The organism is Variovorax sp. EBFNA2 (genome assembly GCF_033802765.1).
GTDB lineage: Bacteria > Pseudomonadota > Gammaproteobacteria > Burkholderiales > Burkholderiaceae_C > Variovorax > Variovorax paradoxus_H.
On the sequence record NZ_CP138496.1, the window covers coordinates 841,390 to 864,583 of the forward strand.

20 protein-coding genes are annotated in these 23,194 nt (G+C 68.8%); 3 read left to right on the forward strand and 17 right to left on the reverse strand.

Translation table 11 applies throughout. The features are described 5' to 3' along the window. Positions 1-8: 8 nt before the first annotated feature. The 11 genes from RZE79_RS03760 to RZE79_RS03810 all read right to left on the reverse strand — a co-directional run bounded on the left by RZE79_RS03760 (position 9) and on the right by RZE79_RS03810 (position 13,679). The gene (locus RZE79_RS03760; RefSeq protein ID WP_319359076.1) at positions 9-941 is read right to left on the reverse strand and encodes an FAD-binding protein; all 933 of its coding nucleotides are present in this window, start codon (positions 939-941) and stop codon (positions 9-11) included. A gap of 13 nt (positions 942-954) precedes the next feature. Beyond that, a complete protein-coding gene (locus tag RZE79_RS03765; RefSeq protein WP_319359077.1) occupies positions 955-1,704 on the reverse strand; it encodes an electron transfer flavoprotein subunit beta/FixA family protein in 750 nt (249 codons plus the stop codon). Between the two features lie 37 nt (positions 1,705-1,741). Further along, on the reverse strand, positions 1,742-2,740 hold the full coding sequence (locus RZE79_RS03770) for a tripartite tricarboxylate transporter substrate binding protein (protein WP_319359078.1): 999 nt from the start codon (positions 2,738-2,740) through the stop codon (positions 1,742-1,744). A 53-nt stretch (positions 2,741-2,793) separates the two neighbouring features. Continuing rightward, positions 2,794-4,749, reverse strand: coding sequence for an acyl-CoA synthetase (locus tag RZE79_RS03775; RefSeq protein WP_319359079.1), 1,956 nt, complete (start codon positions 4,747-4,749; stop codon positions 2,794-2,796). A gap of 54 nt (positions 4,750-4,803) precedes the next feature. Beyond that, the gene (locus RZE79_RS03780) at positions 4,804-5,802 is read right to left on the reverse strand and encodes a tripartite tricarboxylate transporter substrate binding protein (protein WP_319359080.1); all 999 of its coding nucleotides are present in this window, start codon (positions 5,800-5,802) and stop codon (positions 4,804-4,806) included. A 44-nt stretch (positions 5,803-5,846) separates the two neighbouring features. Then, the gene (locus tag RZE79_RS03785) at positions 5,847-7,055 is read right to left on the reverse strand and encodes a CaiB/BaiF CoA-transferase family protein (RefSeq protein WP_319359081.1); all 1,209 of its coding nucleotides are present in this window, start codon (positions 7,053-7,055) and stop codon (positions 5,847-5,849) included. Between the two features lie 73 nt (positions 7,056-7,128). Continuing rightward, positions 7,129-7,944, reverse strand: coding sequence for an oxepin-CoA hydrolase, alternative type (locus tag RZE79_RS03790; RefSeq protein WP_319359082.1), 816 nt, complete (start codon positions 7,942-7,944; stop codon positions 7,129-7,131). Continuing rightward, entirely contained in the window at positions 7,941-9,083 is a 1,143-nt protein-coding gene (locus tag RZE79_RS03795; RefSeq protein ID WP_319359083.1) for an acyl-CoA dehydrogenase family protein, read from the reverse strand. Before RZE79_RS03795 ends, RZE79_RS03790 begins: the two co-directional genes overlap by 4 nt. Before the next feature lie 11 nt (positions 9,084-9,094). Continuing rightward, a complete protein-coding gene (locus RZE79_RS03800; protein ID WP_319359084.1) occupies positions 9,095-10,303 on the reverse strand; it encodes an acyl-CoA dehydrogenase family protein in 1,209 nt (402 codons plus the stop codon). 18 nt (positions 10,304-10,321) lie between these two features. Beyond that, positions 10,322-11,512 (reverse strand): acetyl-CoA C-acyltransferase, encoded by a 1,191-nt coding sequence (locus RZE79_RS03805; RefSeq protein ID WP_319359085.1) that lies wholly within the window; start codon positions 11,510-11,512, stop codon positions 10,322-10,324. 31 nt (positions 11,513-11,543) lie between these two features. Further along, positions 11,544-13,679: a 3-hydroxyacyl-CoA dehydrogenase NAD-binding domain-containing protein gene (locus tag RZE79_RS03810; RefSeq protein WP_319359086.1), complete on the reverse strand. Its 2,136-nt coding sequence runs from the start codon at positions 13,677-13,679 to the stop codon at positions 11,544-11,546. 155 nt (positions 13,680-13,834) lie between these two features. Between RZE79_RS03810 and RZE79_RS03815 the strand changes: the two genes are divergently transcribed. The 3 genes from RZE79_RS03815 (at position 13,835) to RZE79_RS03825 (ending at position 17,565) form a co-directional block, all read left to right on the forward strand. Continuing rightward, positions 13,835-14,749, forward strand: a complete 915-nt coding sequence (locus RZE79_RS03815; protein ID WP_319359087.1) for a LysR family transcriptional regulator — start codon at positions 13,835-13,837, stop codon at positions 14,747-14,749. Positions 14,750-14,857: 108 nt separating this feature from the next. After that, entirely contained in the window at positions 14,858-16,111 is a 1,254-nt protein-coding gene (locus tag RZE79_RS03820) for a putative DNA modification/repair radical SAM protein (RefSeq protein ID WP_319359088.1), read from the forward strand. Between the two features lie 11 nt (positions 16,112-16,122). Next, positions 16,123-17,565 carry a UdgX family uracil-DNA binding protein gene (locus tag RZE79_RS03825; RefSeq protein ID WP_319359089.1) on the forward strand — a complete coding sequence of 481 codons (1,443 nt, stop codon included), beginning with the start codon at positions 16,123-16,125 and terminating at the stop codon, positions 17,563-17,565. On the opposite strand, the gene RZE79_RS03830 is transcribed toward RZE79_RS03825, so the two are convergent. From RZE79_RS03830 to RZE79_RS03855, 6 genes are read right to left on the reverse strand one after another with little or no spacing between them, the layout of a single operon-like run. Beyond that, positions 17,502-17,945: a cupin domain-containing protein gene (locus tag RZE79_RS03830; RefSeq protein WP_319359090.1), complete on the reverse strand. Its 444-nt coding sequence runs from the start codon at positions 17,943-17,945 to the stop codon at positions 17,502-17,504. The genes RZE79_RS03825 and RZE79_RS03830 overlap by 64 nt on opposite strands. A gap of 56 nt (positions 17,946-18,001) precedes the next feature. Next, positions 18,002-19,180, reverse strand: a complete 1,179-nt coding sequence (locus RZE79_RS03835) for an amidase (RefSeq protein ID WP_319359091.1) — start codon at positions 19,178-19,180, stop codon at positions 18,002-18,004. Between the two features lie 27 nt (positions 19,181-19,207). Then, positions 19,208-20,197 (reverse strand): ABC transporter ATP-binding protein, encoded by a 990-nt coding sequence (locus RZE79_RS03840; protein ID WP_319361081.1) that lies wholly within the window; start codon positions 20,195-20,197, stop codon positions 19,208-19,210. Positions 20,198-20,232: 35 nt separating this feature from the next. Continuing rightward, a complete protein-coding gene (locus RZE79_RS03845; RefSeq protein WP_319359092.1) occupies positions 20,233-21,282 on the reverse strand; it encodes an ABC transporter ATP-binding protein in 1,050 nt (349 codons plus the stop codon). Positions 21,283-21,286: 4 nt separating this feature from the next. After that, a complete protein-coding gene (locus RZE79_RS03850; RefSeq protein ID WP_319359093.1) occupies positions 21,287-22,189 on the reverse strand; it encodes an ABC transporter permease in 903 nt (300 codons plus the stop codon). Positions 22,190-22,208: 19 nt separating this feature from the next. Then, on the reverse strand, positions 22,209-23,162 hold the full coding sequence (locus RZE79_RS03855; protein WP_319359094.1) for an ABC transporter permease: 954 nt from the start codon (positions 23,160-23,162) through the stop codon (positions 22,209-22,211). Positions 23,163-23,194 lie beyond the last annotated feature (32 nt).

The window sequence follows — 23,194 nt, forward strand, 5'->3', positions numbered from 1 at the left end:
GCAGCCGCTTACAGCGCCTTCACGAGTTCCGGCACGGCCGTGAACAGGTCGGCCACGAGGCCGTAGTCGGCCACCGAGAAGATCGGTGCTTCTTCGTCCTTGTTGATCGCGACGATGACCTTCGAGTCCTTCATGCCGGCCAAGTGCTGGATGGCGCCCGAGATGCCCGCTGCGATGTACAGCTGCGGCGCGACGATCTTGCCGGTCTGGCCCACTTGCCAGTCGTTCGGGGCGTAGCCCGCGTCGACGGCTGCGCGGCTGGCGCCGAGGCCTGCGTTGAGCTTGTCGGCCAGCGGGGCCATCACTTCGGTGAACTTCTCGGCGCTGCCCAGGGCGCGGCCACCCGAGACGATGATCTTCGCGGCCGTCAGTTCGGGGCGTTCGCTCTTCGTGACTTCGCGGCCGACGAAGCTGCTCTTGCCGCTGTCTGCGACGCCTTCAGCGGTTTCGATCGCTGCGCTGCCGCCAGTGGCTGCAGCAGCGTCGAAGCCGGTTGTGCGAACCGTGATCACCTTGGTGGCGTCGGTGCTCTGCACGGTGGCGATCGCGTTGCCGGCGTAGATCGGGCGCTCGAACGTGTCCGGGCTGTCGACCTTGGTGATGTCGCTGATCTGCGCCACGTCCAGCTTGGCAGCCACGCGGGGAGCCACGTTCTTGCCGTTGGCGGTCGAGGGGAACAGGATGTGGCTGTAGTTCGCTGCGATCGCGAGCACTTGGGCTGCGACGTTTTCGGCGAGGTTTTCAGCCAGCGATGCGCTGTCGGCAGCGATCACCTTGGACACGCCGGCGATCTGCGCGGCGGCCTTGGCGGCTTCGGCTGCGTTGGCACCGGCCACGAGGATGTGGACGTCGCCACCGCAAGCCAGGGCGGCAGTCACGGTGTTGAGGGTGGCCGGCTTGATGCTGGCGTGGTCGTGTTCGGCAATGACGAGTGCGGTCATGTTCGTTTCTTCCTCAGATCACTTTGGCTTCGTTCTTGAGCTTGTCCACCAGGGTGGCAACGTCAGGCACCTTGATGCCTGCACCGCGCTTGGGCGGCTCGCTGACCTTCAGGGTCTTCAGGCGGGGCTTCACGTCCACACCCAGGTCTTCGGGCTTGAAAACATCGAGCTGCTTCTTCTTGGCCTTCATGATGTTGGGCAGCGTCACGTAGCGCGGCTCGTTCAGGCGCAGGTCGGTCGTGATGACGGCGGGCAGCGTGAGCGTCAGCGTTTCCATGCCGCCGTCGACTTCGCGTGCGACGGTGACCTTGTCGGCTGCGAGCTCGACCTTCGAGGCGAAGGTGGCTTGCGGCAGGTCGGCCAAGGCAGCCAGCATCTGGCCGGTCTGGTTCGCGTCGTCATCGATGGCTTGCTTGCCGAGGATGATCAGCTGGGGCTGTTCCTTGTCGACCAGCGCCTTGAGCAGCTTGGCCACGGCCAGCGGTTGCAGCTCTTCGGTGGTCTCGACCAGGATGCCGCGATCGGCGCCGATGGCCGTCGCGGTGCGCAGGGTTTCCTGGCACTTGGCATCGCCGCACGAGACGGCGATGACTTCGGTCACGATGCCCTTTTCCTTCAGCCGCACGGCTTCTTCGACAGCGATCTCGTCGAAGGGGTTCATGCTCATCTTGACGTTGGCAATGTCCACCCCGGTGCCGTCGCTCTTGACGCGCACCTTCACGTTGTAATCGACGACCCGTTTGACAGGCACCAGAACTTTCATGGCTGTTCCTCTTGAATGACAAAAAATGGGAAAGGGGTTACTCGAGCTTGGCGCCCGACTGCTTGATGAGGCGCTCCCACACGGGACGCTCCTGCTTCCAGGCTGCTGCAAAGAGTTCGGGCGAGCTGTCCTTGATCTCGAAGCCCATGGCCGCCACGCGCTCGCGCACGTCGGGCTGCTGCGTGGCCTTGCGCACTTCGTCGGCGATGCGGTCGACGATGGCCTTGGGCGTCTTCGCGGGCGCGGCAATGGCGAGCCAGCCGGTCACGCGGTAGGCCTCGTCTTTCAGGCCTTGCTCGGCCATCGTCGGCACGTTGGGCAGCGTGCTCATGCGACGCTCGCCGGTCACGGCAATGGCCTTGAGCTTGCCCGCGTCGATGTGCGGCTTGGCCGCGAGCGCGCTGGCGTAGGCCATCTGGATCTGGCCGCCGATGAGGTCTTGCACCATCGGCGCCTCGCCCTTGTAGGCGACGTGGTTCATGTCGGCCTGCTGCGTGAGGCTCATGTGCGCGCCGGCCAGGTGCGGGTAGGCGCCCACGCCGTACGAACCGTAAGCAACCTTGCCCTTGTTCGCGACGACGTACTTCTGCAGTTCGGGCCCGGTCTTCGCGGTCACGCTGGGGTGCACCACGAGCACCAGCGGCGCCATCGCGATCTGATAGACCAGCGTGAGGTCGCGCTGCGTGTCGTAGGGCAGCTTGTCGTACAAGAACTCGTTGGTCATGAGCGAGTTGCTCAGCGACAGCACGATCGTGTAGCCGTCGGGCGCGGCCTTGGCGACCATGTCGGTGCCGATGATGCCGGCCGCGCCGGGCTTGTTGTCCACCACGATGGGCTGGCCCATGCTGGCCGCCATCTTCTGGCCCAGCACGCGCGCCAGCACGTCGGTCGCGCCGCCGGCCTGGAAGGGCACGACGAGACGGATCGGCTTGTTCGGGTACGGCGCCTGCGCATGCGCGGGGGCCAGCGCGAACAGCGCGGCGGTCGATGCGGCAGCGCACAGCAGGGCGCGGCGGGTCGAGGGTTGATGGGTCATGGTTTGTCTCCCGTTCGGTTTCAGAAAATCGTGTCGAAGAAGAAGCAGGCCGGTCACTTCAGCGCGATGCGCGTCTTGAAGGGCAGAGGTTCCAGGGCCTTCTGCAGCCGCTCCTGCAGTGCTGCGGCTTGCGTGCCTGCTGCGGCCGCGTCGATCTGCACATGCACGAGGCTTTCGCCTTCCGTGCTCACCGCGGGTTGCGCCGCATCGCTCAGGCCGAGTCCGGCGCAGACCTCGGCGACGGTGGTCTGCACCACCTGCCGCGCGGCCATGGCGCGCAGCTCGGGCTTGTAGATCTTGCCGACGTTGGTCATCGGCATCGTCGTGATCACCGACACCCACTTGGGCCGCGCGGGCGCCTCGTCGACGCGTGCAGAAGTGAAGGCCAGCAGCTCGTCTTCGGTGGCCGAGGCGCCGGGCACCAGCGTCGCGAAGATCACGGGCAGCTCGCCCGCGTAGGCATCGGGGGCGCCCACGGCGGCGCACAGCTGCACGGCCGGGTGCGCGCCCAGCGCGTCCTCGATGGTCTTGGGGTCGATGTTGTGGCCGCTGCGGATGATCAGGTCCTTGGAGCGGCCCGTGAGGTGCAGCCGCTCTTCGGCGTCCATCCAGCCCAGGTCGCCGGTCGCGAGCCAGCCGTCGGCCGTGAAGGCCTTGGCGTTGTCGGCCGGATCGACAAAGCCCGAGAACACGTTGGGCGACTTGAACAGCACCATGCCGGTCTCGCCGGGCGCCACTTCGCGGTCGCTGGCGTTGCCGTTCTCGTCGAGCGCCACGATGCGCACCTGCGCATACGGCAGCCGAAAGCCGACGCAGCCTGCAGGCCCGTTCACGCCGGGCGGCGTGATGGTCGAGATGCCGGCCATCTCGGTCATGCCCAGGCTCTCGTGCACGTGCAGGCCGAACAGGCGCTCGAAGCGCGCGGCCAGCTCGGGCGCGAGCACGGCGGCGCCGGTGCGGCAGTAGGTGATGGACGAGATGTCGGCGCCGTCCAGCGGCACGTTGGCCAGCGCGGCGAGCACCGTGGGCACGGCCGACAGCGAGGTCGGGCGGTACTTCTCGACCAGCTTCCAGTAGTTGGCCAGCACCTCCTTGTTGCGCAGCAGCGAGGGCGTCGGAATGATCACCTCCACGCCCGCCGACAGCGCCGACAGCGACGCCGGCAGCACGCCCGCCACATGGAACAGCGGGTAGCCGTTGATCGAGATGCCCTGCTCGTTCATGCCCGCCAGCTGCACGCTGGCCCAGGCGGTGAACACCTGCGCGCCGTGGCTGTGGCGCGCGAGCTTGGGTGCGCCCGTGGTGCCGCCGGTGTGGAAGTAGGCGGCGATGTCGGTGGGCGCGATGTCGCGGCCGCTCACGAGGCGGTCGCTCGGTTGCGCGGCGCGCAGCACGTCGAACTCGGCCACGCCTTCGGGCAGCGTGCCGGCAGTGCCGGGCGCTTCGTCGTGCGGCGCCACGCGCAGCACGGTGGTGAGCGTCGGCACCTGGCTGCGCAGGCGCATCGCCTTCGACCACATGCCCGATTCGGCGTCCGAGCCGTAGGCGATGAGCACCTTGGCACGGCCCGCGGTCATGAGCGCGACCAGCTTCTCGTCGGTGAGCAGCGGGTTCAGCGGCTGCACGATGCCGGCCGCCTCGCCGCCCCAGAGCGCGAGGTGGTATTCGAGGCAGCCGGGCAGCAGCACCGCGACCGCATCGTCGGGTCCCACGCCCAGCGTGTGCAGCAGGTTGGCGGTCTGGTGAATGCCCGCGAGCAGCTGCGCATACGACCAGCGGATGGGTTCATCCGCCGGGTTACCGCTGCGCAGAAAGGTGAGCGCGGTCTTGTCGCCGAAGGCCGCGCCGGAGTTGCGGAAGAGCTCGTAGGTGCTGCGCACCGTGAGCGCTTCGTCGAGCGGCGTTTCTTCCAGCCGCCGGATGTCGGCGAGCCCGCGCACCGGAAACCGGGGGCGGAACGGTGTGCCGATGACGTTGTTGTTGTTGTTCTTGTCGTTGCCTGTTGTCATGGTGTCTCCTTAGGTCGTCTGGCCGGCTGCGGACGGGGTGCCCCGTCGTGTGTCTTACTGGTTCGTGATCTTGTTGTCGCGAATGACCTTGCCCCAGCGTTCGAAGTCCTGGCGCATGCGCGTGGCGGTCTGTTCCGGCGTGCCGTAGGCCGCGAAGGAGCCCACGCTCTGCAGCTTCTCGCCGACTTCCTTGTCGGCCAGCGCCTTCTTCAGCTCGGCGCTCATGCGGTCGACCACGGCTTGCGGCGTGCCGGCCGGGGCCAGCAGCCCGCCCCACGAGGTGGCGTCGAAGCCGGGGAAGCCCTGCTCGGCCACGGTCTTCACGTCGGGCAGCAGGCTCACGCGCTTGCCGGAGCCCACGGCGATCGGGCGCAGCGTGCCGGCGCGGATGTGCGGGATCACGGCCACGAGGTCGGAGAACATCGCCGGCACTTGGCCACCGATGAGGTCGGTCACGGCCGGGGCGCTGCCGCGGTAGGGCACGTGCTGCATCTCGAACTTGCCGATGTTCTTCAGCTGCTCGGTCGTCAGGTGGCCGAAGCTGCCGGCGCCGGCGGTCGTGTAGTTGAGCTTGCCGCCGTCGGCCTTGGCCTTGGCGATCAGGTCCTGCAGGCCGTTCACGCTAGGCAGGGCCTTCGGGTTCACCACCATCACGATCGGCAGGTCGTACACCGTGCCCACGGGCGTGAAGTTCTTGAAGATGTCGTAGGGCACGGTGCCGTACAGGTGCGAGGCCAGCAGCGTCGGCGTGGCCAGCATCACGAAGGTGTAGCCGTCGGGTGCGGCCTTGGCGGCAAAGGCCGCGCCGATGGTGCCCGAGGCGCCGCTGCGGTTGTCGACCAGGATGTTCTGCTTGAGCGACAGCGACATCTTCTGCGCCACGATGCGCGAAGCCACGTCGGTCGGGCCGCCGGGCGGGAAGGGCACGACCAGCGTGATGGGCTTGGTCGGCCAGGCCTGGGCGAAGGCGCTGCCGGCCAGCAGGGGAAGGGCCAGCGCGATCAGGGCGCGGCGAACAGGATTGCGAGGGGTGCGGAAAAACGGAAAGGCCATGGACTTCTCTTCAGGAATGCGGGCGTTGTCTTCGCTGTGTGCGATCAGACGACGCCGTTCGTTTTCAGCGCTGCCAGCTTTTCATCCGACAGGCCGAGCAGGGACTTCAGCACGTCGTGCGTGCCTTCGCCCAAAGTGGGCGGCGCGCTGCGCACGGGCAGGCGCTCGCCATCGAAACGGTAGGGAGGCGCCAGCACGTCGACTTCGCCGGCCACCGGATGCGGCCGCTTGGTCACCAGGCCGGCGTCGATGGCGCGCTTGGAGTTCAGCGCCTCCAGCAGGCCCAGTACCTCGCCGCAGGGGATGCCCGAGGCGTTGAGCTTTTCGAGCAGCGCGGCGCGCGGGCGCTTGGCCAGCTCGGCGTGCAACTCGGGCAGCAGCACGGCGCGGTTGGCCGAGCGCAGGATGTTGGTCTTGAAGCGCTCGTCGGCCGCGAGGTCGGGGCGCTCGATCACCTCGGTGCAGAAGCGCGAGAACTGCGCGTTGTTGCCCACGGTGATCACCAGCGGGCCGTCGGCCGCGTCGAACACGCCGTAGGGCACGATCGACGGATGCGAGTTGCCATAACGCGGCGGGTCTTCGCCCATCAGCAGCGCTTCGAGGCCGTAGTAGGCGGTGATCATCAGGCCGCAGTCGAACAGCGCCATCTCGATGTGGCGACCGGTGCCGGTCTTCTCGCGCTGGTAGAGCGCGGCCAGCACGGCCTGCGCCGAGTACATGCCGGTGAACAGGTCGACGGCGGCCACGCCGAACTTCAGCGGCGGCTGGTTGGCTTCGCCATTCAGCGCCATCAGGCCGGCCTCGCCCTGCACCACGAGGTCGTAGCCGGGGCGTGCGGCCTCGGGGCCGGTGCGGTCGTAGCCCGAGATCGAGCAGTAGATGAGGCCCGGGTTCTCCTTGCGCAGCTGCTCGTAGCCCAGGCCCAGCTTGTCGATGCCGCCGAACTTGAAGTTCTGCAGCACCACGTCGCACTGCTTGGCGAGGTCGCGCGCGATCTGCTGGCCTTCGGGCGTCTGCAGGTCGAGCGTGACGGAGCGCTTGTTGCGGTTCACGCTGTTGAAGTAGGCGGTCTCGGTCTGGCCCACGCGCAGGCCCCAGTCGCGCGTGTCGTCGCCGCGGCCCGGGTGCTCGACCTTGATCACCTCGGCACCCATGTCGGCCAGCACCATGCCGCACCACGGGCCGGCGAGGATGCGGGACAGATCGAGGACGCGCACGCCGGCGAGCGGCAGCGAGGAATTCAGCGAGGGCATGGGAACAACTCCAGGAAAACGAAAGACCCCCGCATCTGCATCGGCATGCACACGCGGGGAAGGGCGCGGCGCGTCAGGACGCGTCGGGCTGGGGCGCGTGGCGCAACGTGACGAAGTCGGCCTTGCGCTTGCCGAGGAAGGCGCCGATGCCTTCAGCGGCTTCGGCGTCGGCCTGCGACGTCACCATGTAGACCGCTTCGGCTTCGAGTTGTTCCTCGAGCGTGGCGCGATGGGCCTGGCGGCACAGCGACTTGATGCGTGCGCTCGCGCGCAGCGGGCCGTTGGCCACCTTGGCGGCGAGTGCGATGGCTTCGGTCAGCGCGCCGCCCTTGTCGGTCAGGCGGTTCACCGCGCCCATCGCGTGCAGGCGCTCGGCCGTGAGGCGGTCGCCGGTGAGGCACAGCTCGGTGAGCACCTGGCGCGAGACGAACTCCGCGAGGAAGGCCGTGGCACCGCCGTCGGGCGTGAGGCCGACCCTGATGTAGGCCACCGTGTAGAACGCATCGCGCGCCGACACGAGCATGTCGCAGGCCAGCGCCATCGACAGGCCCGCACCGGCCGCGCCGCCTTCGACCGCCGCGATCACGGGCTTGCCGCAGTCGCGGATCGCGCGGATCAGGTCGTGCAGGCCTTCGAGCTTCTCGCGGCGTTCGGCCTCGGGCAGTTCGCGGCGCTTGGCCAGCAGGTTCAGGTCGCCGCCCGAGCAGAAGAAGTCGCCCGCTCCGGTGAAGACGATGGCGCCCACTTCGGGGTCGTTCTGCGCGTCGGTGAGCGCTGCGGAGAGCTCGGCGTACAGCGTCGGCGTGATCGCGTTGCGCGCGGCCGGGTTGCTGTTGGTCAGGATGCGGACGGCGCCTTCCTGTGAGATGAGGACGGTCTTGTCGGTCATGCCGTGGCCTCTTTGCCGAGCGCGATGTAGCGCTGCAGGTGGTGGTCTTCGTCGCCGAGCTGGTGGTCGATCATCACGAGGCGCTTGGCGTAGTGGGGCAGCGGCAGCTCCCACGTCATGCCGATGCCGCCGTGCATCTGGATGCTCTCTTCCGCCACCAGCGCGCCGATGCGGCCGATGCTGAACTTGGCGGCAGACAGCGCACGCTCGCGCGCCACGCGGTCGCTGCCGTCGATGGCGGCTGCGGCGTTGATCACGGCCGAGCGGGCCTGTTCGATCTCGAGCAGCAGGTCGGCCATGCGGTGCTGCAAGGCCTGGAAGCTGCCGATGAGGATGCCGAACTGCTTGCGCGTGCGCAGGTACTCGAGCGTGGCGGTCTTGGCGGCTTCCATCGCGCCCAGCGCTTCGGCGCACAGCGCGAGCACGCCGCGGCCGATGGCGCGTTCCAGCGTGGCCGCGCCCTGGCCTTCGGCGCCCAGCAGCGCGTCGGCGCCGAGCGTCACGCCGTCGAGCGAGAGTTCGGCCACGCGGCCCCCGTCGATGGCGGGGCAGCCGCGCACCGTGAGGCCCGCGGTCTTGGCGGGCACGAGGAACAGCGAGATGCCGGCTTCGTCGTCCACGTTGCCCGAGGTGCGGGCCGACACGAGGAACAGGTCGGCCTGCTCGCCCTGCGGCACCACGGCCTTGGCGCCCTGGAGCACCCAGCCGTCGCCGCTGCGTTCGGCCTTGGTGGCCACGCGCGAGCGTTCGTAGTGCGTGTCGGCTTCGTCGTGTGCAAAGGCCGCCACGGTCACGCCGTTGACGATGTCGCCGATCTTTTCTTTCTGCGCATCGCTGCCGGCGGCGCTGATCGCCTCGCCGACCATCACGGCGCCCAGCAGCGGCTCGACCACGAGGCCGCGGCCCAGCGCTTCGAAGACCACGGCGATGTCGAAGCCGCTGCCGCCGAAGCCGCCGTCGGCCTCGCTGAACAGCGCGCCGATCACGCCGAGCTCGGCGAAGTTCTGGAAGATTTCCTTGCTGAAGCCGTGCGCCGACTTCGCGATGCGGTCGCGCGCATCGAAGGCGTACTGCTCGGCGATGAAGCGGTTCAGGCTGTCGGCGAGCATGCGCCGGTCTTCGGAATGTTCGAAGTTCATTGCATGTCTCCTTACAGGCCCAGGATCATCTTGCTGATGATGTTCTTCTGGATTTCGTTCGAGCCGCCGAAGATCGACAGCTTGCGGTTGTTGAAGTAGCGCGAAGCGGCGGCCGACGCGTAGGCGGGGCCGAAGGTCTCGCCGTCGAAGCCGTCGTGCAGCGCTTCCTCGATGAAGGGACGTCCGTACACGCCCATCGCGCGGCGCGCGAGCGACGAGATTTCCTGGCGGATCTCGGTGCCGCGAATCTTCAGCATCGAGCTTTCCGCACCGGGCACGCCGCCGCCCGCCACCGCCGCGATCACGCGCAGGTTGGTCGTCTTCATGTTCTCCAGGTCGATCTCGACGCGCGCCAGGCGTGCCGCGAAGGCCGGGTCTTCGGCGAGCGGCTTGCCGTTCTTGGTCTGCGACGCGGCGATGCCCTTGAGCTGTTCGAGTGCGGCCACCGAGAAGCCCACGCCCGCGATGTTGGTGCGCTCGTAGGTCAGCAGGTACTTGGCGCAGGTCCAGCCCTTGTTCTCTTCGCCCACGAGGTTCTCGGCGGGCACGCGCACGTCGGAGAAGAACACCTCGTTGACTTCATGTTCGCCGTCGAGCGTGATGATCGGGCGCACTTCCACGCCGGGCGAGGTCATGTCGACCAGCAGGAAGCTGATGCCTTCCTGCTTCTTCGCCTCGCGGTTGGTGCGCACCAGGCAGAAGATCATGTTGGCGTGCTGGCCCAGCGTGGTCCAGGTCTTCTGGCCGTTGACGATGTAGTGGTCGCCCTGCGCGTCGATGCCGCGCACGGCCGTGGTCTTCACCGCGGCCAGGTCGGAACCCGCGCCGGGTTCCGAGTAGCCCTGGCACCACCAGTCGGCGCCGCTCAGGATGCGCGGCAGCCAGTAGCTCTTTTGCGCTTCGTTGCCGTACTTGATGAGCACCGGGCCCAGCATGTTGACGCCGAAGGGCACGATGCGCGGCGCGAAGGCCAGGGCGCATTCGTGCTCGAAGATGAACTTCTCGACCGCCGTCCAGCCGGGGCCGCCGTACTGCTCGGGCCAATGGTTGGCGAGCCAGCCGCGTGCATTCAGGATGGCGTGCCATTCCTGCATGTCGGCCTTTTCCAGGATCTTGCCGCCGCGCACCTTGTCGGACAGCCGCGCAGGCAGCTTGTCCGCCAGGAAGGTGCGCACTTCGCTGCGGAAGGCTTCTTCTTCGGTCGTGAAGTTCAGGTCCATCGCGGACTCCTCAATGAATCAATAGATTTCGAACAGACCAGCGGCGCCCATGCCGCCGGCGATGCACATCGTGACCACGGCGTACTTGGCGCCGCGGCGCTTGCCTTCGATGAGCACGTGGCCCGTGAGGCGCGCGCCGGTCATGCCGAAGGGGTGGCCGATGGAGATCGCGCCGCCGTTCACGTTCAGGCGTTCCGACGGAATGCCCAGCTTGTCCTGGCAGTAGATCGACTGCGAAGCAAAGGCTTCGTTGAGTTCCCACAGGTCGATGTCCTGCACCTTCAGGCCGTGGCGTGCGAGCAGCTTGGGCACGGCGAAGACCGGGCCGATGCCCATCTCGTCGGGCTCGCAGCCGGCCAGCGCCAGGCCGCGGAACGCGCCCAGCGGCTTGAGGTTGGCGCGCTCGGCATCCTTGGCTTCCATCATCACGCAGGCCGAGGCGCCGTCGGACAGCTGCGAGGCGTTGCCGGCGGTGATGAACTTGTCTTCGCCCATCACCGGCTTGAGCTTGGCCAGCGCTTCGTAGGTGGTGCCGCGGCGGTTGCAGTTGTCTTCCGTGGCGGTGACTTCGCGGTGCGTGACTTCCTTGGTGTCCTTGTCGGTCACGGCCATCGTGGTGGTGCAGGCCACGATCTCGTCCTTGTAGCGGCCAGCCAGTTGCGCTTCTTCGGTCTTGCGCTGGCTCTCGGCCGAGAAGCGGTCCTGTGCTTCGCGGGTAATGCCGTAGCGCTTGGCCACGATGTCGGCGGTGTCGATCATCGCCATGTACAGCTCGGGCTTGTGTTCGACGATCCACGGGTCCAGGCTGAGGTCGCCACCGTCGCCGGGGCTGCGGCCACGGATCTGCGAGATGCTTTCCACGCCGCCCGCGATCATGGCCGGCGCGCCGTCCACCACGATGCGGCCGGCGGCCATGGCGATGGCCTGCAGGCCCGAGGCGCAGAAGCGGTTCACGGTGGTGCCGGCGATGCTGATGGGCAGGCCCGAGCGGATGATCGACTGGCGCGCGATGTTGCGGCCGGTGGTGCCTTCGGGGTAGCCGCAGCCGAGGATCGCGTCCTCGATCAGGGCCGGGTCCAGGCCCGAGCGCTCGACCGCGGCCTTCACCGCGAACGAGGCCAGCGTGGCGCCGGAGGTGATGTTGAATTCGCCGCGGTGCGCCTTGGTGAGCGGGGTGCGGGCGGTAGAAACGATGACGGCTTCACGCATGGGGTTGTCTCCTGGGGGCTCTTGCTACGGGTTACTCGGATTTGTTGAGGCTGGCGAAATCGGCGCCGCGTTCGACCAGCTCCACGAGCAGCGGCGACGGCTTCCAGAAAATCGGGTCGGCCTTGGCGAACTCGCGGATGTCGGCCAGCACCTTGGGCAGGCCCACGGTGTCGGCGTACTTCATGGGGCCGCCGCGGTGGCGCGGGAAGCCGTAGCCATAGAGGAAGGTCACGTCCACGTCGAGCGGGCGCAGCGCGATGCGCTGGAGCACGACGTTGGCGCCTTCGTTGACCATGGCGGCCATGTAGCGGCGCATGATTTCTTCTTCGGTGAATTTGCGCGGCGTGATGCCTGCGCGCTCGCGCTCGGCGTCGATGATGGCCAGCACCTCGGGGTCGGGCACGCCGGTGCGCGCGCCTTCGGGGTACAGGTAGTAGCCGCGCTGCGTCTTCTGGCCGAACCAGCCGCGCTCGCAGATGCGGTCGGCCACCTGCACGTAGCGCGCCTGCGGGTCGCGCGTGGCGGCCTTGCGCTTGCGCGTGGCCCAGCCGATGTCGCCGCCGGCCAGGTCGGACACCTGGAACGGGCCCATCGGGTAGCCGAAGTTGCGCACGGCCGCGTCGATCTCGTAGGGCGAGGCGCCGTCTTCCATCATGTGGTCGGCGGCCTGGCGGTACACGGCCAGGATGCGGTTGCCGATGAAGCCGTCGCACACGCCGGCGCGCACGGGCACCTTCTTGAGCTTCTTGGCGAGTTCGAAGCCGGTGGCGACCACGTCGGCGCTCACCTTGGCGGGCACCACGATCTCCAGCAGCTTCATGATGTTGGCCGGCGAGAAGAAGTGCAGGCCCACCACGTCCTGCGGACGCGAGATGCTGGCCGCGATCTCGTCGATGTCCAGGTACGAGGTGTTGGTGGCGAGCACGGCGCCCTTCTTGCACACGCGGTCGAGTTCGGCGAACACGGCCTTCTTGACGCCCATTTCCTCGAACACGGCCTCGACCACGATGTCGACGTTGGCGAACGCGTCGTAGCTCGTCGAGCCCGAGAAGCGCGCCATCACGGCGGCCTTGGCCTCGGGCGTCATGCGGCCCTTGGCGATGAGGCCGTCGTACACCTTCTCGACGTGCGCACGGCCGCGCGCCAGGCTGGGCTCGTCGCGCTCGACCATGGTCACGGGCAGGCCGGCGTCGAGCATGGCCACGGCAATGCCCGCACCCATGGTGCCGCCGCCGACGATGCCGGCCGAGGCGAGCGCGCGCGGGCTGGCCGAGCGGGTCTCGGGCGCCTTCAGCACTTCGCGCTCCGCGAAGAAGGCGTGGATCAGGCCGGCGCGCTGCGGGCTGTCGATGCACTGCAGGAACAGCTGGCGTTCGAGCGCCATGCCTTCGTCGAAGGGCAGCGTGAGTGCGCCTTCGACGGCGTCGATGATCTTCATCGGCGAGAACAGGCCGCGGCTCTTCTTGGCGGTGTCGGTGCGCGCGGCGTCGAGGGCGGCGCGGGCAGCGTCTTTGTCGGCCAGGCCGGCGGCTTCGCGGGTGCGGCGCACCGGCGCGTTCGCGGCGACGAGTTCCTGCGCGTAGGCGAGGCCTTCGGCGCGTGCGTCGGCGTCTGCGGCGAGGCGGTCGACGAGGCCGAGCGTCAGCGCTTCTTTCGCGCCTGCATGGCGGCCGCTGAGCATCAGTTCGAGTGCGGGCTTCACGCCGATGAGGCGCGGTGCACGCTGCGTGCCGCCCGAGCCGGGCAGCAGGCCCAGCGCCACTTCGGGCAGGCCGAGCTTGGCGGTGGGCGAGGCGAGGCGGTAGTGCGCCGACAGCGCGATCTCCAGCCCGCCGCCGAGCGCGGCGCCGTGGATGGCGGCGACCACCGGCTTGGTGCAGTTCTCGATCTTCAGGCAGACCTCGGGCAGCGAGGGCTGCTGCGGGGCCTGGCCGAACTCGCGGATGTCCGCGCCGGCGATGAAGTTGCGGCCCGCGCCGACGATCAGCACCGCCTTGGCGCCGCTGTCGGCCTCGGCTGCGTCGATGGCGGCGGCCAGGCCGCGGCGCACATCCACGCCCAGGGCGTTGACGGGCGGGTTGTCGATGGTCACCACACACACGTCGCCTTGACGCTGGAAGGTGACGGGACCGTTGGACGTGGAAGGGCTGGGAGTGGGGGTGGCCATGTGCGTGTCGCTTGTCTCTTGCTTGCGTGGCAGGCCCTCGTGAAGCCGAGGGGTCCGGGGCTCTGGGGAGCCCTGCATTCTTGGCCGGTATCTCGGCTTTGACAATTGCATAGGTGGTTGACAGACTGTCAAAGAATTTTTGACACAATCCCCCCATGGACCTGCAATCGCTCACCTTGCTGGTGGAAATCCTTGACGCGGGCAACCTGAGCGCGGCGGCCCGCCGGCTCAAGATGACCCGTGCCAACGTGAGCTACCACCTGAACCAGCTGGAGCGCTCGGTCGGCGCGCAGCTGATCCGGCGCACCACCCGTCGCGCCGAGCCCACCGAGATCGGGCTGCGGCTGTACCAGCACGGCGTGGCCATCCAGACCGAGCTGCTCGCGGCGCGCGAGTCGGTCACCGCGCTGGGCGAGGGCCTGCAGGGCCGCGTGCGCCTGAGCGTGCCCAGCGGCTACGGCCAGCTCGTGATGGCCGACTGGCTCATCGACTTCAAGCGCCAGTACCCCGGCATCGTGCTCGACGTGGTGTTCGAGAACCGCATCGAGGATTTGCTGCGCGACGAGGTCGACATCGCCATCCGCGTGATCCCCGAGCCGCCGCAGAACCTCGTGGCGCGCGAGATGGGCCCGGTGCGCTATGTGGCCTGCGCCACGCGCGCGTACGCCGAGCGCCACCCGCTGCCCGTGCAGCTCGACGCACTGCGCGCCACGCCGGTGGTCACGGCGGCCGTCATCGGAAGGCAGCTGCGCATCTCGGCCTACCAGGGCGAGACGCGGCGCGAGGTGATCCTGGAGCCGACGCTGATCTCGGAGAACTTCTTGTTCTTGCGCCAGGCCATCCTCGCGGGCTTGGGCGTGGGCCTCGTGCCCGACTACGTGGTGCAGGAAGACGTGCGCCGCGGCGACGTGGTGACCACGCTGGACGACTGGCGCCTGTCGATCTTCGGCACCCAGATGTTCATGCTCTACATGCCGAACCGCCAGCACACGCGGGCGATCCGGACGTTCATCGATTTCATCCTGGCGCGGGTGCGGCCGGAAGAAGCCGAGGCGCAGTCGCCGCAGTAGACGACTGGCCCGGCCGGCATGCCCGGTGCCGGCGCCAGCGTGCGACTTCTTCCGACAGGGGCTCTCGAAAACTGTATATTCATACAGTATTTTCAGCCGAGCACAACCGTGGATATCCAGCGCAAACTCGCCATCCTCGCAGACGCCGCCAAGTACGACGCCTCGTGCGCGTCCAGCGGCTCGCAGCCGCGCGACTCGCTCGGCGGACGCGGCATCGGCTCGACCGAGGGCGCGGGCATCTGCCACAGCTACGCGCCCGACGGCCGCTGCATCTCGCTCCTGAAGGTGCTGCTCACCAACCATTGCCAGTACGACTGCCTTTACTGCGTCAACCGCGCCTCGAGCAACGTGCCGCGCGCGCGTTTCCGCGTCGAGGAGGTGGTGCAGCTCACGCTCGACTTCTACCGCCGCAACTGCATCGAGGGCCTGTTCCTGTCGAGCGGGATCATCAAGTCGCCCGACCACACGATGGAGCAGGTGGTCGAGGTGGCGCGCCAGCTGCGCGAAGAGCACGACTTTCGCGGCTACATCCACCTGAAGACCATTCCCGACGCCAGCGACGAGCTCATCGCCCGCGCCGGCCGCTATGCCGACCGGCTCAGCATCAACGTCGAGATGCCCACCACCGAAGGCCTGCAGGCGCTCGCGCCCGAGAAGGACGAGAGCGCGATCCGCCGGTCGATGGCGCGGCTGCGGCTGCGCATCGACGACACGCGCGAGGAGGCGCGCCGCGTGGTGCCGATCCGCGCGCTGCCGGGCGCCGCGCCCACCGCCGCCAGGCCGCCGCCCTTCGCGCCCGCGGGCCAGAGCACGCAGATGATCGTGGGCGCCGACGCCACCGACGACCGCCACATCCTCGCCTCCAGCGCCACGCTCTACGGCGCCTACAAGCTCAAGCGCGTGTACTACTCGGCCTTCAGCCCCATCCCCGATGCGGCGCGCGCGCTGCCGCTGGTCGCGCCGCCGCTGATGCGCGAGCACCGGCTCTACCAGGCCGATTGGCTCATGCGTTTCTACGGCTTCGAGCACCAGGAAATCGTGGCCGCGCCCGATGGCCTGCTGCGGCTCGATGTCGATCCCAAGATGGCCTGGGCGCTCGCGCATGCCGAGCGTTTTCCGGTCGACCTGAACCATGCGCCGCGCGAGATGCTGCTGCGCGTGCCGGGGCTGGGCGTGAAGGCGGTCGAGCGGCTGCTGCAGGCGCGGCGCGTGCGCCGGGTGCGGGCGGACGACCTGCGGCGGCTGCATGTGCCGGCGCGCAAGGTGTTGCCGTTCGTGGTGGCCGATGGGCACCGGCCCGCGGCGGGTGCGATGGCGGCGGCGGTACCTGCCGCGCAACCGACGCAAGCCGCCTTGTTCTGAGCAGGCCTGCGATGCACGTGCGGCTCGATGACCCGATCGATCTCGACGCCTTTCGCCGTCACGCGCGGCAGCTGCTGGCCGGGGGCGTGCCGCCGGCGCAGGTCGAATGGAACGGGGAGCGGGTTGCCGGTCTGTTCGACGAGGCGAACGAGGTGTCGCCAACACCGCTCATCGCCGGGACGCCGCATGCCGTGCCCGCGTCTTTTATCGCGCTGTGCGGCGACCTGATCCTGCACCGCGACCCGCAGCGCTTCGCCCTGATGTACCGCTTGCTGTGGCGCCTCGCGCACGAGCCCGCGCTGCGGCACGATCCGCTCGACGCCGACATGATGCAGGCGCAACTGATGGCCAAGGCCGTGCACCGCGACATCCACAAGATGCGCGCCTTCGTGCGCTTCACCCGCGTCATGGGCGACGACGGGCTCGAGCGCCACGTGGCCTGGTTCGAGCCCGACCACCACATCGTCGAGGCCAACGCGCCGTTCTTCGCGCGCCGCTTCGCGCAGATGCGCTGGGCCATCCTCACGCCCGAGCGTTGTGTCGAATGGAATGGCGAGGCGCTGGCCTTTCGCGATGGCGCCGACCGCCGCGAGAAGCCGTCGCCCGATGCGGGCGAGCAGCTCTGGCTCACCTACTACGAGCACATCTTCAACCCGGCGCGCCTGAAGGTCGCGATGATGCGGCGCGAGATGCCGCGCCGCTACTGGCACAACCTGCCCGAGGCCGCGCTGATCCAGCCGCTCACGGACGCGGCGCAGGCGCGCAGCCAGTCGATGATCGATGCGCCGCCCACCGCCGCACGGCGCATCCGCGCGCCCATCGCGCTGCATGTGCGGCCGGCCGAGGGCGTGGCGCCCGCCGACCTGGGCGAGTTGCGCGCAGCCGCGCATGCCTGCCGCGCCTGCCCCATCGGCGCGCTCGCCACGCAGGCCGTGTGCGGCGAAGGCCCGCTCGCACCGCGGCACATGCTCGTCGGCGAGCAGCCCGGCGACCAGGAAGATCTGGCGGGCCGCCCCTTCGTCGGCCCGGCGGGCCAGTTGCTCGACCGCGCGATGGCGCAACTGGGCTGGGCGCGCGACAGCGTGTACCTCGCCAATGCCGTCAAGCATTTCAAGTACGAACTGCGCGGCAAGCGCCGCATCCACAAGACCGCGGCGCAGCGCGAGGCCGACGCCTGCGCGCACTGGCTCGACAGCGAGATCTCGCTCGTGAGGCCTGAAGGGCTGGTGGCGCTCGGTGCCACGGCGGCGCGTGCATTGCTGGGCCGGCCGGTGGCGGTGCAGGCCGAGCGCGGTGCGTGGCTGCACGAGCGCCGCGATGGCAGGCCGGTGTTCGTGACCCTGCATCCCTCGGCGCTGCTGCGGCTCGCGGACGGCGAGCGCGCCGAGGCCTATGCCCGCTGGCTGGACGACCTCGAACGCGCGCGCGGCACGGTTGCTGCCGCGTCGCGCTGATCAGACAGGCGCAGCTGGTCCGCGAGCGAGCGTGTCTTCTCGGTGACGGTGCTGCCGGTGTGCAGCGTGGTCTTGCGCTCGATGAGCATCAGGTGGCATTCCTCGTCGGCGACCGGGTTGTGCCGCACGCCCTTGGGCACGACGAACATCTCGCCCTCGCCGAGTTCGACCGGGCCCGCTTCCATCTCGATGCGCAGGCGCCCCTTGAGCACCAGGAACAGCTCGTCTTCGTCGTCATGGCTGTGCCACGCGAGCGAGCCGTGGACCTTGGCGACCTTGATGTAGGCGTCGTCGACTTCTGCGACGACGCGCGGCGACCAGAACTCGGTGAGCGAGGCGGCGATTTCCTTGGGGGTGGTGACCTGGGTGTTGTTCGACATGGCGCTTCTGTGCGGACGTGGGAACAGCAGCCTAACCCAGGCCGCATGGCCCTGTATCAGCCCGCGATGCGCTCGGCCAGCGCGATCAGCGACCGGTCCGATCCCGCCGGACCCAGCAGCGAGAGGCCAAGCGGCGCGCCATCGCGCGTGGCGAGCGGCATCGACAGTTGCGGAAACCCCGCCAGCCCCGCGATGCACAAGAGGCGGATCGCGCGGTTGCGGTAATCCTCCATCGCCGTCTCGGTGTCGCTGCGCAGCGGCGCGATGTCGGGCATGGTCGGCATCAGCAGCACGCCGTCGGTGCCGAGCAGTTCGGTCAGGTGCGCGCGAAACGCGGTACGGAACACGCGCGCGGTCGCCACCTGCGCATCGGTCACGTCGCGCGACCACGCGAAGCGTTCGGCCACGCCGGGGCCCAGGGGCGGCGCGTAGCGCTCGATCAGCGGGCCGTCGGTGAGCCAAGCCTCGCGCGACTGCAGGTAACGGAAGTGCCAGTACATCGCGTCGAAGGACTCCATCGCCACGGTCGTGCCCTTCGCCGGGCCGAGCAGGCCTTGCACGCGATCGGCCGCGCCTTGCAGCGCTTCGGTCGCGGCAGGCACGGCGAGCGCCCAGACGTCGTCGGGCCGCAGCAGCCGCACGCGTTCGGGCAGGGCGGCTGCGTCGGCGTCTAGCAGCACATCGGCCACGCGCGCGAAGGTGCCGATGTCGCGCGCGAACCAGCCGCAGGTGTCGAAGCTGGGTGCGAGGTCGAGCGCGCCTTCCAGGCTCACGCGGCCGTGGGTCGGGCGCAGGCCATACAGGCCGCAGTGGTTGGCCGGCGCACGCACCGAGCCGCCGGTGTCGGTGCCGAGCGCGAAGTCGCACAGATTCGACGACACCGCCGAAGCCGAGCCCGACGACGAGCCGCCCGTGATGCGCAGCGGCGCCCCGCCGTTGGTCGGCGCACCGAAGTGCGCGTTGTTGCCGTTCATCGAGAACGCGAGCTCGTCGGTCACGGTCTTGCCCGCGAAGCGCGCACCGGCATCGAGCAGCTTCTGCACCGTGGGCGCGGTGCGGGTCTTGATGCCCGACATCGCGAGCACGATCGGGTTGCCGCCGCCCGTGGGATAGCCAGCCACGTCGAACAGGTCCTTCGCGGCAAAGCTCAGGTCGGCCAGCGGGCCCGTCGAGGCGCGCGCCACCGGCGCATCGGGGTACGGAACGAAGGCGTGGGCGGGGTCGTGCAACGGCATGGTGGTGGGATCGAAAGGGTGAAAGGTTCAGGCGACCAGCACGGGCGCAATGGCCGCTGCGGCATCCGTATGGATGCAGCGCGCACGGTGGTTCGGCGCAAGCTCGACCACGGGCGGTTGTGCGGCGCGGCAGGCATCGCTGGCCAGCGCGCAGCGCTCGGCGAAGGAGCAGCCGGGCGGTAGCGCCGAAAGATCGGGCGGCGCACCGCCGATGGTTTCCAGCCGCGTGCCGCGTGCGAGCGCCCCATGCGCGCGGCTCTTGAGCAGCGCGATCGTGTACGGATGGCGCGGCGAGCGGATCAGCTCGCGTGCCGTGCCTTCCTCGACGATGCGGCCCGCATACATCACGGCGATGCGGTCGGCCACCTCGACGGCCGCGCCGATGTCGTGCGTGACGAAGATCACCGACAGGCCGAGGTCGCGCTGCAGCTCGCGCAGCAGCAGCAGGATCTGGATCTGCACCGTCGCATCGAGCGCGGTGGTCGGTTCGTCGGCCAGCAGCAGCTGCGGCTTGCAGGCGAGGGCGAGCGCGATCATGGCGCGCTGCCGCATGCCACCGGACATCTCGTGCGGGTAGGCCTGCAGCCGCCGTTCGGGGCTCGGAATGCGCACGCGCTCGAACAGCGCCAGCGCGCGTTGCTGCGCCTCGGCCTGGCTCACGGACTCGTGGCGGCGGATCGACTCGACGATCTGCGCGCCCACCGAGTACACCGGGTCCAGCGCGAGCAGCGGCTCCTGGAAGATCATCGACGCGACCTTGCCGCGGAAGTCCGCGAGCTCGCGCTGCGGCATCGCGAGCACGTCGCGGCCCGCCACCTGCACCTGGCCGCCCATGCGCGTGCGGCGCTCGGGGTGCAGGCGCAGCAGGGTGCGCATGGTCACGCTCTTGCCCGAGCCCGATTCGCCGATCAGCGCGACCACCTCGCCGCGCTGTACTTCGAGGCTCACGCCGCTGACCGCATGCACGGGCTTGCGGCCGCCGCTGAAGGTGACGCTGAGGTCACGCAGCCGGACCATCGGTTCGCCGGCGCTGGTGTCTGCTGCTGTTGCGCTCATGCCGCTTGCCTCTGAAGGGGTTGTTGCTGCTGCGCCATCGGATGCCCGCTGCCCGCCTCGTGGATCAGGCAGCTCGCCGCATGCTGCGAGCCGGTGACGATGCGTTCGGGCACGACCTTGCTGCACACCGGTGCGGCGAGCGCGCAGCGCGGGTGAAAGCGGCAGCCCGTGGGCGGGTTGATCGGGTTCGGCGGATCGCCAGCAAGCGCCGCTTCTTCGGTGCGGTGGTCCGGGTCCATCGACGGCATCGAGGAGAGCAGCGCGCGCGTGTAGGGATGCGCGGGCGTCTCGTACAGCGCATCGGCCGGGCCGATCTCGGCCACCTGCCCGAGGTACATCACCATCACGCGGTCGCTCACGTAACGCACCACATTGAGGTCATGGCTGATGAAGACGTACGTCAGGCCGAACTCGGTCTTCAGGTCGAGCAGCAGGTTGATGACCTGCGCCTCGACCGACTTGTCGAGCGCCGACACGGCCTCGTCGAGGATCACCATGCGCGGCTGCAAGGCGAGCGCCCGCGCGATGTTCACGCGCTGCCGCTGGCCGCCCGAGAGTTCGTGCGGATAGCGCTCGGCAAAGCGCTGCGGCGCGAGGCCCACGCGCGCCAGCAGGTCGCGCGCCCGCGCCACCGACTCGCGCCGCGACACGCCGTGCACCTGCGGCCCGAAGGCGACCGAATCCTCGATGGTGAGGCGCGGGTTGAGCGAGGCGTAGCTGTCCTGGAACACCATCTGCACCTGGCGGCGGAATTCTTTCAGCGGCAGGTCGCGGCTGCCGACCTCGCGGCCGTCGAAGATCACCTCGCCGCGCGTCGGCTCGATGAGCTGCATCAGGAGGCGCGCGGTGGTCGACTTGCCACAGCCCGATTCGCCGACCACGCCGAGCGTCTCGCCCTTCATGACTTCGAAGTCCACGCCGTCCACGGCGCGCACCACGCCGCCGCCGCGGCCGAGCGGGTCTTTCTTGAGCGGGAAATGCTTGACCAGGCCCGAGATGGTGAGCAGCGGCTGTGCCGGACCGCCGATGTCTTTCAGTGCGTCCATGGCCTCACCCCTTGTTGTCCATCGCCGAACGCAGGCCGTCGGAAAGCAGGTTGAAGGAAATCGAGGTGATGAAGATCATCACGCCCGGCAGCGCCGCCACCCACGGCTGCGCGTAGATCGCCGTGCGCAGCGTGTTGAGCATCAGGCCCCACTCGGGTTCCGGCGGCTTCACGCCCAGGCCCAGGAACGACAGGCCCGACGCCAGGATCATCGACACCGCGATGAGGCTGGTGGCGTAGACGAAGATCGGACCAAGCACGTTGCCCAGCACATGCACCCGCACGATGGTGAAGGGACTGGCGCCCGAGGCGCGCGCCGCTTCCACGTAGTCGCGGGTGCGCACCTGCGTGGTCACGCTTTCGGCCACGCGCGCGATCTGCGGAATGAACACGATGGTCAGCGAGATCAGCGAATTGACCACGCCCGCGCCCAGCGTGCCCGAGAGCGCGATGGCCAACAGCACCGAGGGAAACGCGTAGAACACGTCGATCGTGCGCATGATCAGTGTGTTGGTGATGCCACCCGCATAGCCCGCGACGATGCCGATCACCGTGCCCAACACAAAGGCGCAGAGCACCGGCGTGATGCCGATGAAAAGCGACAGCCGCGCACCGACGATCAGCCGCGAGAGCATGTCGCGGCCCAGTTCGTCGCTGCCCAGGGGCAGGCCCTCGGTGCCGATGGGCTTGAGCCGCTTGAGCATCGACGACTGGTACGGGTCGGACGGTGCGAGCCACGGGCCGAACAGCGCGAGTGCGATCAGCAGCAGCACGACGATGGCCGCGCCGACCGCGACGGGGTCGCGGCGAAAGCGCAGCCAGACCGAAGCCCAGTAGCCGCGCGAGCGCTGGGGCGGCAACGGCTCGACGGCTGCGGCGGTGGGAGAAGAAGCGAGCACGGTGGACATGGCTTGGCGGCTTTCTTCTTCAGGCACGCGCGATGCGTGGATCGAGCAATGTCTGCAGCACATCGACCAGCAGGTTGAGCACCACGAAGAACATCGCCAGCACCAGGATCGTTCCCTGCAGCAGCGGCAGGTCGCGCTGGAAGATGGCGGAGTTCAGCAGGAAGCCCGTGCCGGGCCACGAGAACACCGTCTCGATGAGGATCGAGCCGCCCAGCAGGTAGCCCAGTTGCAAGCCCATCACCGCGAGCGCCGTGGGCGCCGCGTTCTTCACCATGTGGCGGAACACGCCGACGTGCGTGAGGCCCTTGGCGCGCAGCCCCACGATGAACTCCTGGTCGAGGATGTCGGCCACCAGCGCGCGCACGGTGCGCGCGATGATGCCCATCGGGATCACCGACATCGTGAACGCCGGCAGCAACAGGAACTGCAGGTGCTCCCAGTCCCAGGCCCAGTCGCCCGAACCGCTCGGGCCCGCGCCCGTGGCGGGCAGCCACATGAGCTGCGACGAGAACACGATCACCATCACCATGCCCAGCCAGTAGTGCGGCACGCTCACGCCGAGCACCGAGAACATCGAGGCGAGCCTGTCGATCCACGAGTTGCGGAAGTAGCCCGCCACGAAGCCGAAGAGGCACCCCAGCACGAAGCCGATGAAGGTGGCCACCACCGCCAGCCGCAGCGTGTTGCCTACCGCGGTGAACACCTCGCCGGCCACCGCGCGGTTGCTCGCGATGGACACGCCCAGGTCGCCGTGCAGCGCGCGCCAGACCCACAGCGCGAACTGCTCGGGCAGCGAGCGGTTGAAGCCGTAGAGCTCGCGCAGCTGCGCCTGCAGGTCCGCCGAGGCGTCGGGCGGCAGGATCGACACCAGCGGATCGCCGGGCGCGATGTGCACGAGCAGGAAGCACACGAGGGCCACGCCGATCATGATCGGCACGGCGTAGATCACGCGGCGCAGGAGGTAGGTGAGCATGGGGTGGCTGGCTCGTGGCTGGCTGGAGCGAA

Excerpts from the sequence above, each read along its gene's own strand:
- RZE79_RS03760 (WP_319359076.1), bottom strand. The coding sequence starts at position 941 with ATGACCGCACTCGTCATTGCCGAACACGACCACGCCAGCATCAAGCCG.
- RZE79_RS03765 (WP_319359077.1), bottom strand. The coding sequence starts at position 1,704 with ATGAAAGTTCTGGTGCCTGTCAAACGGGTCGTCGATTACAACGTGAAG.
- RZE79_RS03770 (WP_319359078.1), bottom strand. The coding sequence starts at position 2,740 with ATGACCCATCAACCCTCGACCCGCCGCGCCCTGCTGTGCGCTGCCGCA.
- RZE79_RS03775 (WP_319359079.1), bottom strand. The coding sequence starts at position 4,749 with ATGACAACAGGCAACGACAAGAACAACAACAACAACGTCATCGGCACA.
- RZE79_RS03780 (WP_319359080.1), bottom strand. The coding sequence starts at position 5,802 with ATGGCCTTTCCGTTTTTCCGCACCCCTCGCAATCCTGTTCGCCGCGCC.
- RZE79_RS03785 (WP_319359081.1), bottom strand. The coding sequence starts at position 7,055 with ATGCCCTCGCTGAATTCCTCGCTGCCGCTCGCCGGCGTGCGCGTCCTC.
- RZE79_RS03790 (WP_319359082.1), bottom strand. The coding sequence starts at position 7,944 with ATGACCGACAAGACCGTCCTCATCTCACAGGAAGGCGCCGTCCGCATC.
- RZE79_RS03795 (WP_319359083.1), bottom strand. The coding sequence starts at position 9,083 with ATGAACTTCGAACATTCCGAAGACCGGCGCATGCTCGCCGACAGCCTG.
- RZE79_RS03800 (WP_319359084.1), bottom strand. The coding sequence starts at position 10,303 with ATGGACCTGAACTTCACGACCGAAGAAGAAGCCTTCCGCAGCGAAGTG.
- RZE79_RS03805 (WP_319359085.1), bottom strand. The coding sequence starts at position 11,512 with ATGCGTGAAGCCGTCATCGTTTCTACCGCCCGCACCCCGCTCACCAAG.
- RZE79_RS03810 (WP_319359086.1), bottom strand. The coding sequence starts at position 13,679 with ATGGCCACCCCCACTCCCAGCCCTTCCACGTCCAACGGTCCCGTCACC.
- RZE79_RS03815 (WP_319359087.1), top strand. The coding sequence starts at position 13,835 with ATGGACCTGCAATCGCTCACCTTGCTGGTGGAAATCCTTGACGCGGGC.
- RZE79_RS03825 (WP_319359089.1), top strand. The coding sequence starts at position 16,123 with ATGCACGTGCGGCTCGATGACCCGATCGATCTCGACGCCTTTCGCCGT.
- RZE79_RS03830 (WP_319359090.1), bottom strand. The coding sequence starts at position 17,945 with ATGTCGAACAACACCCAGGTCACCACCCCCAAGGAAATCGCCGCCTCG.
- RZE79_RS03835 (WP_319359091.1), bottom strand. The coding sequence starts at position 19,180 with ATGCCGTTGCACGACCCCGCCCACGCCTTCGTTCCGTACCCCGATGCG.
- RZE79_RS03840 (WP_319361081.1), bottom strand. The coding sequence starts at position 20,197 with ATGGTCCGGCTGCGTGACCTCAGCGTCACCTTCAGCGGCGGCCGCAAG.
- RZE79_RS03845 (WP_319359092.1), bottom strand. The coding sequence starts at position 21,282 with ATGGACGCACTGAAAGACATCGGCGGTCCGGCACAGCCGCTGCTCACC.
- RZE79_RS03850 (WP_319359093.1), bottom strand. The coding sequence starts at position 22,189 with ATGTCCACCGTGCTCGCTTCTTCTCCCACCGCCGCAGCCGTCGAGCCG.
- RZE79_RS03855 (WP_319359094.1), bottom strand. The coding sequence starts at position 23,162 with ATGCTCACCTACCTCCTGCGCCGCGTGATCTACGCCGTGCCGATCATG.